The 11,180-nt window shown below is 71.4% G+C and carries 11 protein-coding genes and 1 pseudogene; 8 read left to right on the top strand and 4 right to left on the bottom strand.

Annotated elements, in window-relative coordinates; translation table 11 throughout:
* Together F3J18_RS32345 and F3J18_RS32350 are read left to right on the top strand one after the other, a co-directional pair.
* Positions 1-595 (top strand): annotated as a pseudogene (locus F3J18_RS32345) (phage tail protein); the annotation flags it as partial.
* Positions 596-1,042: 447 nt separating this feature from the next.
* Positions 1,043-2,074, top strand: coding sequence for a transporter (locus tag F3J18_RS32350; RefSeq protein ID WP_017921682.1), 1,032 nt, complete (start codon positions 1,043-1,045; stop codon positions 2,072-2,074).
* 106 nt (positions 2,075-2,180) lie between these two features.
* Here F3J18_RS32350 and F3J18_RS32355 read toward each other — a convergent pair whose 3' ends face one another.
* Positions 2,181-2,333 (bottom strand): DUF1427 family protein, encoded by a 153-nt coding sequence (locus tag F3J18_RS32355; RefSeq protein ID WP_166916172.1) that lies wholly within the window; start codon positions 2,331-2,333, stop codon positions 2,181-2,183.
* Positions 2,334-2,365: 32 nt separating this feature from the next.
* On the bottom strand, positions 2,366-3,343 hold the full coding sequence (locus F3J18_RS32360) for a zinc-binding alcohol dehydrogenase family protein (RefSeq protein WP_166916174.1): 978 nt from the start codon (positions 3,341-3,343) through the stop codon (positions 2,366-2,368).
* 141 nt (positions 3,344-3,484) lie between these two features.
* On the opposite strand from F3J18_RS32360, the gene F3J18_RS32365 reads away from it, so the two are divergent.
* The 4 genes from F3J18_RS32365 to F3J18_RS32380 all read left to right on the top strand — a co-directional run bounded on the left by F3J18_RS32365 (position 3,485) and on the right by F3J18_RS32380 (position 7,328).
* Positions 3,485-4,414, top strand: coding sequence for a LysR family transcriptional regulator (locus tag F3J18_RS32365; RefSeq protein WP_166916176.1), 930 nt, complete (start codon positions 3,485-3,487; stop codon positions 4,412-4,414).
* 98 nt (positions 4,415-4,512) lie between these two features.
* On the top strand, positions 4,513-4,995 hold the full coding sequence (locus tag F3J18_RS32370) for an LEA type 2 family protein (RefSeq protein ID WP_017921200.1): 483 nt from the start codon (positions 4,513-4,515) through the stop codon (positions 4,993-4,995).
* 209 nt (positions 4,996-5,204) lie between these two features.
* Entirely contained in the window at positions 5,205-6,338 is a 1,134-nt protein-coding gene (locus F3J18_RS32375) for a class I SAM-dependent methyltransferase (RefSeq protein ID WP_166916178.1), read from the top strand.
* 111 nt (positions 6,339-6,449) lie between these two features.
* On the top strand, positions 6,450-7,328 hold the full coding sequence (locus F3J18_RS32380) for an SAM-dependent methyltransferase (RefSeq protein ID WP_025100891.1): 879 nt from the start codon (positions 6,450-6,452) through the stop codon (positions 7,326-7,328).
* A gap of 33 nt (positions 7,329-7,361) precedes the next feature.
* On the opposite strand, the gene F3J18_RS32385 is transcribed toward F3J18_RS32380, so the two are convergent.
* Positions 7,362-7,940, bottom strand: a complete 579-nt coding sequence (locus F3J18_RS32385; protein WP_025100892.1) for a DUF1415 domain-containing protein — start codon at positions 7,938-7,940, stop codon at positions 7,362-7,364.
* A 152-nt stretch (positions 7,941-8,092) separates the two neighbouring features.
* The gene (locus F3J18_RS32390; RefSeq protein WP_036040774.1) at positions 8,093-8,710 is read right to left on the bottom strand and encodes a TetR/AcrR family transcriptional regulator; all 618 of its coding nucleotides are present in this window, start codon (positions 8,708-8,710) and stop codon (positions 8,093-8,095) included.
* A gap of 178 nt (positions 8,711-8,888) precedes the next feature.
* On the opposite strand from F3J18_RS32390, the gene F3J18_RS32395 reads away from it, so the two are divergent.
* Both F3J18_RS32395 and F3J18_RS32400 read left to right on the top strand, forming a co-directional pair.
* A complete protein-coding gene (locus tag F3J18_RS32395; protein ID WP_166916180.1) occupies positions 8,889-10,172 on the top strand; it encodes an MFS transporter in 1,284 nt (427 codons plus the stop codon).
* 242 nt (positions 10,173-10,414) lie between these two features.
* Positions 10,415-11,017 (top strand): nitroreductase family protein, encoded by a 603-nt coding sequence (locus F3J18_RS32400; protein ID WP_025100894.1) that lies wholly within the window; start codon positions 10,415-10,417, stop codon positions 11,015-11,017.
* Positions 11,018-11,180: the final 163 nt, after the last annotated feature.

Raw genomic sequence — 11,180 nt, forward strand, 5'->3', positions numbered from 1 at the left:
CAACCGGCTCTCGCAGGCGCTCGCCAACGGCGCGACCGATGCGTCCTCGAACGCGACAGTAGCCGCCGGCGCGGCGGCGACGGTGGCGGCCGCAGCCGTCGCCGGCAAGGCCGGCGCCAGTGCCGCGGGCGCCAGGCAGGACGTGGCGGCCGCCAAGGGCAAGCCGCAGCACCAGACCAAGGCCGAGGCGCGGCTCGCCGCCGCCGAGGCCAAGCGCGAGGAGGCGCACGCCAGGCAGGAACTGGCCGCCAAGAAGCGCCACGACCGCCAGCTCGAGGCCGCCGCCAAGCGCCGCCCGGCCGGCGCCACCGCGAAGAAGCCCGACGATCCCGATGCCGACCTGCTGGCCGCGCTGGTGGCCCGCACCAAGCCGGCCGATCCGGGCGTGCCGCTGTCGGCCAAGCCGCGCAAGGAAAAGGCCGCGCCGGTGCAGAAGGTGGCCGCCGCCGATACCGGCTCGCTGGCCGCGCGCGTGAAGGAGTGCAGCCAGCGCGGTTTCTTCGAGGATCAACTCTGCCGCTGGCGCGTCTGCGACGGTCACTGGGGCAAGGATCCGTCCTGCCCGAGTTCGGCGAACCAGAACCGCCAACCCTGATCCCGACGAGATGCCGGCCCGCGCGCCGGCATTTTCATTTGCGCGATGCCGGGCGCGGTGCATTCCGGCTTCTCGCCGATCTCCTGCCGACCTTTCGTCGACCTCCGTCGATTCCTTGCCGGCCCCGCGCCGGCCCGCCCCGGTCTGCCGCCGGCAGGCGCTTCGCCATCCTGAGCTTTCGACCCGCGCCGATTGATTCGCGGTTCTCCCCGGGTTTCGCTATGCTTCGTTGCCGGCGACGTGTCGCCCGCGCCTGCGCTTACGACGCGCTTTCGAGCGGGCGCCGGCCGGCTTTCGCTGTCGCGCCGACGCGACGCGATCGTGGCAGCCAGATGACGCGCCATCATGCTGACACGCGCATCGGCGAAACAGGAGGGCGGGCGCGCCGTGGGTGGCGGACGGTGCGCGGCAGGCGGCAGGCGGCGGACAGGATAGGCAGGACAGTCGATGAAACCAGAAATGATCATTCCCACGTACGGCGCCGACATGAGCGGCATGGTCTGCGCGTTCCGCTTCGCGCCGGACGCGGCCGGGGTGCCCGTGGACGCGACCGAGACCAGCCTGCGCCTGCTGGACGTGCCCGTGAAGGGCGCCGCCCAGGGCGAGTTCCAGTGGCTGCATTTCAATCTCGCGCACGGCGCCAGCGAACGCTGGATGCGCGCCCATCTCGGCCTGCCCGAGAGCTTCTACGAATTCCTGCGCGAGGGCTCGCACTCGACCCGCATCGAGCAGCAGGAAGGCGTGCTGCGCGCGGTGGTCAACGACGTGATGTTCAGCCTCGACATGGAGGCGGCCGAGGTGGCGACGCTGTGGGTCTATGTCGATCGCCGCATGATGGTGACCGCGCGCCTGAAGCCGCTGCGCTCGGTCGACACGCTGCGCGAGTGCGTGCGCCAGGGCGAGCGCTTCCGCTCGCCGACCGAGCTGCTGATCCACCTGCTGCGCGACCAGGCCGACGTGATGCAGCACATCGTGCGGCGCGCGGCGGTCGACGTGGACCGCATCGAGGATCGCTTCCTCTCGCAGCGGCCCACCGCCAACCGCGAGCAACTGGGTTCGATGCGCCGCAGCCTGACGCGGCTGCAGCGCATGCTCGCGCCCGAGCCGGGTTCGATCTTCCGGCTGCTGGCCAAGCCGCCCGCCTGGCTGCTCGGCGAGGACGTGCAGGAGCTGCGCGAATCGACCGAGGAGTTCTCGCTGGTGCTGGCCGACCTGGCCGGGCTGGTGGAGCGGATCAAGCTGCTGCAGGAAGAGATCACCTCGCGGCTCGACGAACAGAACAACCGCACGCTGTTCACGCTGACCCTGGTGACCGTGATCGCGCTGCCGATCAATATCGTGGCCGGTTTCTTCGGCATGAACGTGGGCGGCGTGCCGCTCGCCGAGAACAAGCACGGCTTCTGGCTGATGGTGCTGTTCGTCACCATGTTCACCGGCCTGGCCGCCTGGTGGGCGTTCTGGCGGCGCGGCGACCGCTGAGGCGGGCGCCGGGGTGAGTGCCCGGGTGAGTGTCGATGCCGCCGACGAGGCGGCGCACCGCGCGAGCGGCTGCCTCACCTCACCGTGCCGCACTGCGCCGGCGGCTTCAGCGCAGCCAGCGGATCGCGGTTTCCCCCAGCACCATGCCGAGCAGCCCGATCAGCGCGATCAGCGGCGGCGCCGGCGAACGCACGTTCAGCACCCCGTAGAGCACACCCACGCCCAGCCCGACGCCGAGCGACACCGCGTAGTCGATCATCCTGGTTCTCCCCTTGTCCGCGGCCGGCGCGTTCACGGACGGATCAGCACGCGTTCGCGTGCGCCCGTCAATACCGCGCGATACGCGTCCTGCGCGTGGTCCAGCGCGTAGACGTGCTCGGCCGTGATCGGGAACGGTCGCAGCGTGCCGGTCTCGAAGGCGGGCGCCAGCTCGTCGAGGATGCGCGCGCAGGCCGTGCCGTCGAGCGCCAGCGAATCGACGCCGACAAAGGTGTGCTGGCCGCGGTAGAACGCGAAGATGTCGAAGGGCACGCTGCGCTCGATCGTGGAGATGAAGATCTGGCGCGCGCCGATCGCCATCGCCGCGTTGGCCGCCGCGAAATAGGGGCTGCCGACCGTGTTGTAGACGATGTCGGCGCCGCGCCCGCCGGTCATCTCGCGCACCGTGGCGGCGATGTCCTGGCTGGAGGCGTCGAGCACCGGCACCTCGGCGCTGGCATGGCCGCGATAGACGCCGGCGCTGCGCTCGACGCCGATCACGCGCGCGCCGCGCGCGGTGGCGAGCTGGATGCTTGCCTGCCCGACCTTGCCGTTCGCGCCGAACACCAGCACCACCTCGCCCGCCTGCGGCATGCCGGCCCGGCGCAGGCCCTCGTAGGCGGTGATGAAGGGCACGCCCACGCCGGCTGCCTCGTCGAGCGTCATCGAGGCGGGCTTGCGGCGCACCTGGGCCGCTTCCACCAGCATCTGCTGCGCATGCGAGCCGTCACGGCGGATTCCCAGTTCGCCGCCCGAACCCCAGACCGCCGCGCCGACCCAGTCGGCCGGGCCCAGGCGCACCACGCCGGCCCAGTCGCGGCCCGGCGTGCGCGGCCAGACCGCGTGCGGCATGTTGCCGAGCGCGGCCTTCACGTCGCTCGGGTTGACGCCGGCGGCGTGGATGTCGATCAGCATCTGGCCGTCGCCGACCACCGGCGAGGGGCTGTCTTGGATCGGCGCGAGCAGGGAATCGATGTCGCGGGCGGCGGTGTCGAGGACGATGCGTTGCATGGCGGAAACTCCTGTCAGTTGGGGCGATGACTGAATCGCTCAGTCGATGGATGCCAGTCTAGGCAGCCGCGATTGACGCGGAAATCCGCAAAGGCGCATCATCACTTTGCGAAAAATGCAAAGCCAAACCGACCGCCTTCCATGGAATCGATCCTCTCCCCGCACCTGGCGCTGTTCGTCGACGTCGTCGAACTGCAGAGCTTCTCCGCTGCCGCGCGGCGCCACGACATGGCCGCCTCCTCGGTGGCGCGCCGCATCGACCAGCTCGAAGCCCAGCTCGGCCTGCGCGTGCTGCATCGGAGCACCCATGCGATGCGGCCGACCGAGGCCGGCCAGTTGCTCTACGAGCGCGCCAGGTCGCTGCTGGCCGGCATGCGCGGCCTGCAGGCCGAGCTGCACAAGCAGCGCGACGAGCCGGGCGGCCTGCTGCGCATCGACTGCCCGGCGCCGTTCGGCCGGCTACACCTGATGCCGGCGCTGGCGGCCTTCATGCGGCGCCACCCGGCGATCGTGGTCGAGCTGGTGCTGACCGACAGCATGGTCGACCTGCCCGGCGAGCGGCTCGGCGCCGAGGTGGACCTGGCGCTGCGGATCGGGCCGGTGGCGGTGACCCGTTTCGTGGCCACCGTGCTCGCGCCGCAGCGCCGCGTGCTGTGCGCGAGCCCGGCCTATGTGGCCGCGCGCGGCGCGCCGCGCTCGCTCGATGAGCTGGCGCGCCACGACTGCCTGGCCTGGCACGGTTCGCCGCCGCCGGGCGCCTGGCGCTTCGGCGAGCACCGTCACGCACCCGACGCGCCGCGCTTTCGCAGCAATCATTCGGAAGCCCTGCTGGCGGCCGCGGTCGAGGGGCTCGGCATCGCCCATCTGCCGACCTGGCTGGCCGGCGTGGCGCTCGCCAACGGCGTGCTGGTGGCCCTCGAGGTCGGTGGCGCGGCGCCCGTGCTGGAGGACGCGACCATCCACCTGCTGCGCCAGCAATCGGGCGGCAGCGCGCGCACCCAGGTGTTGCTCGACTTCCTGCGCGACTGGTTCGCCGATCCGCCCTGGCAGCGCGTCGCGGCGGGGGGATGAGGGACGGGCGGGCGGGGGCGGGCGAGCCGGCGCCGGAACTACGTCGCGGCATGGAGGTCCAGTCTGGATGCCGTTTCGATCGAAGGGAGGAGGGCGCCATGCAGCGTCGTGATGCGTTTCGTTGGCTGGCCGCCGGGGCGGCCTCGCTGCTGCTGGCCGGTTGCGCCACGCTGGGCCTGGATTCGCCGCGGATCGGCGTGGTCGGCCTGGAGCCGCTGCCGGGGCAGGGGCTGGAGATGCGCTTCAACCTGAAGCTGCGGGTGCAGAACCCCAACGACAGGCCGATCGACTACGACGGCATCGCCCTTTCGCTGGAACTGAACGGCCGCGCCTTCGCCAGCGGCGTGAGCGACGCGCGGGGCACGGTGCCGCGCTTCGGCGAGGCGGTGATCGCCGTGCCGATCACCGTCACCGCCTTCGCGGCCGCGCGCCAGGCTTTCGGCTTCGCCGACGCGGCGGCTTCGGGGCAGGTGCCCTACCGGTTGAGCGGCAAGCTCTCCTCGGGCATGCTCGGCGGCGTGCGCTTCAGCGATGCCGGTTCCCTGAGCCTGCCGGCGATGTCGGGCTACGGCGCTTATTGAATGCGAGCCGAGCGGGTCTCGAGCGCGAGCCGGGCGCAAGCCGCGCCGCGCCCGATCCCGGCGTGCCGCGAGCCGAACCGGGGCCGCGCCGGCCGCCGTTGTCACACCGCCGTGCTTGGGCCATCCGGCGCGGCGGGGGATAATCCGGGCTGCCGCGAACCGGTCCCGCCCGGTTCGTGCCCGTTTTCCCCGCTTTCGCCCGAGTTGCCGTGACCGATTACCCGCCCCTCCACTTCATCGATGCAAACGGCGCCGAGCGCGCGCTGCGCTGGCGTTCCGAGGCCGGTGCGCCGCCGCCCAGACGCGTCGTGGCGGCCGACGACACGACCACGGCGGACGCCGCCTACCGGCTCGCCTGCGAGGGCACCGCGCTGGTCTGGCAGGGCGACTTCCAGAACGCGCGCCAGTTGCTGCAGGCGCTGGCACGCCGCATCGACCGCCGCCACAAGAAGGCGCCCGAATCCTCGGTGGACGCCTTCAACCTGCATCGCCTCGCCCAATCGCAGCGCGCCCGCACGCTGGGCATGCTGCTGATCCCGCTGGAAGCCGATTACCAGATCGCGCTGCGCCGCGCGCCCGACCTGCGCGAGGCCTGCAGCGAGGCCTACGGGCCCGGCGGCGAGCCTTCGGTCGCCTCGCTGCGCGAGCTGCTGGGCCTGGTCGGCGCGCACGAGTGGCGCAAGAAGGGCGTCGAGATCCCGGCCCTGGGCGCGCGCATCCATCCGCATTACGGGGTGTTCTCGCCGGTGCGCGGCGAGTACGTCGAGCTGGTCGCGCGCGCGCCGCTGCCGGCCGGTGCCGCCGCGCTCGCCTTCGATATCGGCACCGGCACCGGCGTGCTCGCGGCCCTGCTCGCGCAGCGCGGCGTGGCGCGCGTGATCGCCACCGACCAGGACCCGCGCGCGCTGGCCTGCGCCGCCGAGAACCTCGAACGGCTCGGCCGCGACCGGCAGGTCGAGCTGCTGAGGGCCGACCTGTTCCCGCCGGGCCGCGCGCCGCTGGTGGTCTGCAATCCGCCCTGGGTGCCGGCGCGGCCCAGCTCGCCGATCGAGTACGCTGTCTACGATCCCGACAGCCGCATGCTGAAGGGCTTCCTGGCTGGCCTGGCCGCCCATCTCGAGCCGGGCGGCGAGGGCTGGCTGATCCTCTCGGATTTCGCCGAGCACCTGGGCCTGCGCACGCGCGAGGCGCTGCTGGGCTGGATCGAGGCGGCGGGGCTGGCGGTGCTGGGCCGCGACGACATCAAGCCGGTCCATCCCAAGGCCGGCGACGCCAGCGACCCGCTGCACCGGGCCCGCTCGGCCGAGATCACCTCGCTCTGGCGGCTCGGCGCGCGCGACTGAGGCCGGCCTTCGGGCAAGTCGCGCGAATTTCGGTAAACTGCCGCCATTCCACCCGCATTCCTGCCGATGTCGCGCCGGTTTCACCGGTGCGGCCCCGGCCGTTCCCGCCCCATGTCGAACAAGACCTACGAAGTCCGTCCCGAGCAATCGGTCGAGCTGCTCAAGGAGCTGCACATCCTGACGCGCGACGGCAAGATGAACCAGGACAGCCGCCGCAAGCTCAAGCAGGTCTACCACCTGTACCAGTTCATCGAGCCGCTGCTGGAGAGCGTCGCCGCCGAGCGCGGCGGCGTGAGCCTGGTCGACCACGGCGCCGGCAAATCCTATCTGGGCTTCATCCTCTACGACCTGTTCTTCAAGTCGCGCCCGGCGGCCGGCTCGCATATCTACGGCATCGAGACGCGCGAGGAACTGGTCGAGCGCTCCACCGCGCTGGCCGCGCGGCTCGGTTTCGGCGGGATGTCCTTCGAGACGCTGTCGGTGGCCGAGTCGATCGACTCGCCCAGGCTGCCGGCCAGCATCGACGTGGTGACGGCCCTGCATGCCTGCGATACCGCCACCGACGACGCGATCCGCTTCGCGCTCGCCAAGGAGGCGCGCCATATCGTGCTGGTGCCCTGCTGCCAGGCCGAGGTGGCCGGCGTGCTGCGCCGGAACAAGGGCAAGTCGCTGTCCAGCGCGCTGGCCGAGGTGTGGCGCCATCCCATCCACACGCGCGAGTTCGGCAGCCAGATCACCAATGTGCTGCGCTGCCTGCAACTGGAGGCGCATGGCTACCAGGTCAGCGTCACCGAGCTGGTCGGCTGGGAGCATTCGATGAAGAACGAGCTGATCATCGCGCAGTACAAGAACCTGCCGCGCCGCAAGCCCAGCGAGCGCCTCGACGAGATCCTCGGGATGTTCGGCCTGGCCGAGCTGAACCAGCGTTTCTTCGCGCCGCGAGCCGGCGAGGCCGCCAGCGCCTCAGTCGGCACCTCAGTCGCTAACTGAGCCGGCAACCGAGCCGGGCCTGCCGGGCCGCGCTCAGTTGCCCGCTTCGGGGCGGCCGTCCTGGCCGTCCTCCGTCATCCATTCCCGCCAGCCCGCGTGGCCGAGCCGCCGCAGCGTGGCCTGGTTGCGCTCGTAGATCTCGGCCGCGTCCGGGAAGGCCTCGACCGCGCGATCGATGCTGGCCTCGCGCAGCAGGTGCAGGATCGGATAGGGCGCGCGATTGGTGTAGTTCTCGATGTCCTCGGGCTCGCTGCCGTCGAACTGGTAGCGCGGGTGGAAGCTCGCGACCTGCAGCATGCCGTCGAGCCGCAGTTGCTGCAGCAACTGGTCGGCGAAGTGGATCGCGTCGCTGAAGTCGGCGAACTCGGCGAAGGCGAACGGGAAGATCACCAGGGTGGTGTCGATCGCCTCGGGGTCGGCCTCGGCGAGCGCGCGCAGCTCGGTCTCCAGGTCGGCGAAGGCGTCCTCAAAGCGGCTCGCCCGGCTGAGCGCGTAACGCACCTGGCCCTTGACGTGCACGCTCTTGGCGAACGGGCACAGGTTCAGCCCGATCACGGCGCGCGTGAGCCAGTGGCGCGTGGCGGCGAGGATCTCGGCTTCGGATGGATTCATGGTCGGGGACGGTGGCGAGGCGGGGGCTGGCATTGTAGCGGGGCGGGCAGGGAGGGCAGGGAGGGCGGTGGGGGCGGCGAGGACGATGCGCGTGACGCGGGGCGGGCAGGGCGCGGCCGATCGTGCCGCCGCTCCCCCCGCGCCGGCGGCCCTCAGGCGCAGGCCGCCTCGATCATCATCCGCACCACGCGCGGCGCGGCGCCGATCGGGCTGTCCTCGCCGCGATAGGTCTGGCTGGCCGCGTAGATGCCCTCGATCACCAGCGCGATGCCCTCGGCCAGCACGCGCGGCTCGCGCGCGCCGGCGCCCTGCGCGAGCGCCAGCAGCCGGCGCATCAGCTCGGCCTTGTTGTCGGCCACCGAGGCGCGCGCGGCATGGTTCGGATCGGGAAACTCGACGGCCACGTTGATGAACGGGCAGCCGCGGTAATCGGGCGCCGCGGCGCGCACCGCCAGCTCGTCGACGTACTTCAGCAACCGGGCCTTCGGATCGTCGGGCAGGCGCCGCGCGTCCTCGTCGAAGCGATCGAAATAGTGCTCGTTCTTGCGCTCGAGATAGGCCAGCACCAGCTCGTCCTTCGAGGCGAACTGTCGATACAGGCTCATCTTGTTGACGCCGGCCTGCTCGACCACGGCATCCACGCCGACGGCCCGCACGCCTTCCCGGTAGAACAGCGTCTCGGCCGCGTCGAGCAGCTGGGCATGGGCGGTCGCGCCGGCCGTCGGCGAACGGCGCGAGGCGCTGGCGGATTTGGCGGAAGCTGCGCTCATGAACAATAACCTCGATTGATGCGGGTGAATTGAATTCGACGCTTGACATGTTACCGAGCGGTAACTACGATCGCAAGCTCTTGTGACTGAGCGGTAACGCCGCGGTCGCACCGTCAACGGGGTCAGAAAGCCGGCATGCTTCGCTCAGCCTGGCGCGGCCGCAACTGGAGTGGTTGGGATGAACTGGATTGCAGCGAGCGCTCGCGGGCGCTTCCATTACGGCTGGGTGGCGGCCGCGGTGGTGTTCCTGATCCTGCTCGCCGCGGCCGGCACGCGCGCCACGCCGAGCGTGCTGATGGTGCCGCTCGGCAACGAATTCGGCTGGAGCCGCGCCACGGTCTCGCTGGCGATCTCGATCAATATCGCGCTCTATGGCCTGACCGGGCCGTTCGCGGCGGCCGCGATGCAGCGCTTCGGCCTGCGTCCCACCATCCTCACCGCGCTGGTGGTGATGGGCACGGGCGTGGCCCTGTCGTCGATGATGACGGCCACCTGGCAGATGGTGCTGATCTGGGGCGTGATGGTCGGCAGCGCCACCGGCGTGGCCGCGCTGACGCTGTCGGCGACCTTCGTGAACCGCTGGTTCGTGGCGCGCCGCGGACTGGTGATGGGCATGCTGACGGCCAGCTCGGCCACCGGCCAGATGGTGTTCCTGCCGATGCTGGCCTCGATCTCCGAGCATCACGGCTGGCGCCCGGTGGTGCTGGTGGTGGCGGTGGCGCTGGCGATCGTGGTGCCGCTGGTGATCTTCCTGCTGCCGGAGCGGCCCGCCGACGTGCAGCTGCGCCCCTACGGCGAACCCGAGGATGCGCCGCGCGCGGCCGAGGCGGCCCGGCAGAACCCGCTCGCCACCGCCTTCGAGGCGCTGTTCAGCGCCGCGCGCCGTCGCGACTTCTGGCTGCTGTTCTTCAGCTTCTTCATCTGCGGCGCCAGCACCAACGGCTATATCGGCTCGCACCTGATCGCGATGTGCAGCGACTACGGCATGAGCGAGGTGCAGGGTGCCTCGCTGCTGGCGGCGATGGGCATCTTCGACCTGATCGGCACCACCGCCTCGGGCTGGCTGTCGGACCGCTACGACAGCCGGGTGCTGCTGTTCTGGTACTACGGGCTGCGCGGGCTGTCGCTGATCTACCTGCCGCACGCCTTCGGCATCGACTTCTTCGGCCTGCCGGTGTTCGCGGTGTTCTACGGCCTCGACTGGATCGCCACCGTGCCGCCCACCGTGCGCCTGGCCACCGACATCTGGGGCAAGGAGCGCGCGCCGATCGTGTTCGGCTGGATCGTCGCGGGCCACCAGCTCGGCGCGGCCTTCGCCACGCTCGGCGCCGGCCTGCTGCGCGCGAGCCTGGGCACCTACACGCTGGCCTCGATGATCTCGGGCGGGCTGTGCATCGTCGGCGCGCTGATCGTGCTGCGCATCGGACGCGGCCGCACGCGCAGCGTGCCGCAGGCGGCCTGAGGCAGGGACGGCGCGCGGGCAGGCCGGGAGCGGGGGCTCCGCGAGCGGGCCCGCGCGAGCAAGACGCGAGGCACGGCTCGCCAAGCCTTGCGCCGCCTGCCTTTTCAGCCCGCGACGCGGCGCTGCCGCCCTCGCGCCCAGGCTGATTTGCAATCCCGAACCCCGACATACGCATCCGGCAGCGAACGGGTATCCTTGCGGTTCTCCGGGGCTTGTGCCCTTTTTCGACTATGAGGAACCGCATGTCCGTCAAACCTGCACCCACCGCTGTGTCGATCCACGAACTGATCGCGGGGCGCTGGAGCCCGCGTGCCTATTCGAACCAGCCGATCAGCGGCGAGCACCTGCATGCGCTGCTGGAGGCCGCGCGCTGGGCGCCGTCGGCCTACAACGCGCAGCCCTGGCGCTTCGTGGTGTTCGATCGCACGCGCGACGAGGCCGCCTTCAAGAAGGCCTTCGCCACGCTGGTGCCGTTCAACCAGGCCTGGAACGCGCCGGCCCCGGTGCTGATCGCGGTGACCTCGCACACCCTGACCTCGAAGGGCGAGCCGAGCACCACCGCGCTCTACGACGCGGGCGCGGCGGCGATGGCGCTGGTGCTGCAGGCCCATGCGCTGGGCCTGGCCGCGCACCAGATGAGCGGCTTCGATCCGAAGGCGTTCCGCGAGGCCTTCGCGGTGCCGGCCGACGTCGAGATCATCGCGATGATCTCGGTCGGCCACTACGGCGATGCCGACAAGCTCGACCCGGTGCTGCGCGATCGCGAGCGCGCGCCGCGCACGCGTAACGCGCTCGGCGAGATCGCCTACCAGGGCGGCTGGAAGGTGCCGTTCGCGGGAGCCTGAGGCACCCGAGCTCCTGCGGCGGCTGGTAGCCCGCCCCGCCTCGCGGGCGAGCCGGGCCGCGCCGCCGCAACCGGCCAGGACGCGCGCCGCGCCGTCATCACGACGGGCGGCGCGCGTTTTTCATGGTGCCGCGCGATGGCATCGCCGGGCGGCCGCGCCCACG

This window comes from Burkholderia sp. Ax-1720 (assembly GCF_011753035.1).
Lineage (GTDB): Bacteria > Pseudomonadota > Gammaproteobacteria > Burkholderiales > Burkholderiaceae > Burkholderia > Burkholderia gladioli.

What these genes read in the sequence shown, in the direction of transcription:
- F3J18_RS32350 (WP_017921682.1), top strand. Translation starts at nt 1,043, where the DNA reads ATGAAACCAGAAATGATCATTCCCACGTACGGCGCCGACATGAGCGGC.
- F3J18_RS32355 (WP_166916172.1), bottom strand. Translation starts at nt 2,333, where the DNA reads ATGATCGACTACGCGGTGTCGCTCGGCGTCGGGCTGGGCGTGGGTGTG.
- F3J18_RS32360 (WP_166916174.1), bottom strand. Translation starts at nt 3,343, where the DNA reads ATGCAACGCATCGTCCTCGACACCGCCGCCCGCGACATCGATTCCCTG.
- F3J18_RS32365 (WP_166916176.1), top strand. Translation starts at nt 3,485, where the DNA reads ATGGAATCGATCCTCTCCCCGCACCTGGCGCTGTTCGTCGACGTCGTC.
- F3J18_RS32370 (WP_017921200.1), top strand. Translation starts at nt 4,513, where the DNA reads ATGCAGCGTCGTGATGCGTTTCGTTGGCTGGCCGCCGGGGCGGCCTCG.
- F3J18_RS32380 (WP_025100891.1), top strand. Translation starts at nt 6,450, where the DNA reads ATGTCGAACAAGACCTACGAAGTCCGTCCCGAGCAATCGGTCGAGCTG.
- F3J18_RS32385 (WP_025100892.1), bottom strand. Translation starts at nt 7,940, where the DNA reads ATGAATCCATCCGAAGCCGAGATCCTCGCCGCCACGCGCCACTGGCTC.
- F3J18_RS32390 (WP_036040774.1), bottom strand. Translation starts at nt 8,710, where the DNA reads ATGAGCGCAGCTTCCGCCAAATCCGCCAGCGCCTCGCGCCGTTCGCCG.
- F3J18_RS32395 (WP_166916180.1), top strand. Translation starts at nt 8,889, where the DNA reads ATGAACTGGATTGCAGCGAGCGCTCGCGGGCGCTTCCATTACGGCTGG.
- F3J18_RS32400 (WP_025100894.1), top strand. Translation starts at nt 10,415, where the DNA reads ATGTCCGTCAAACCTGCACCCACCGCTGTGTCGATCCACGAACTGATC.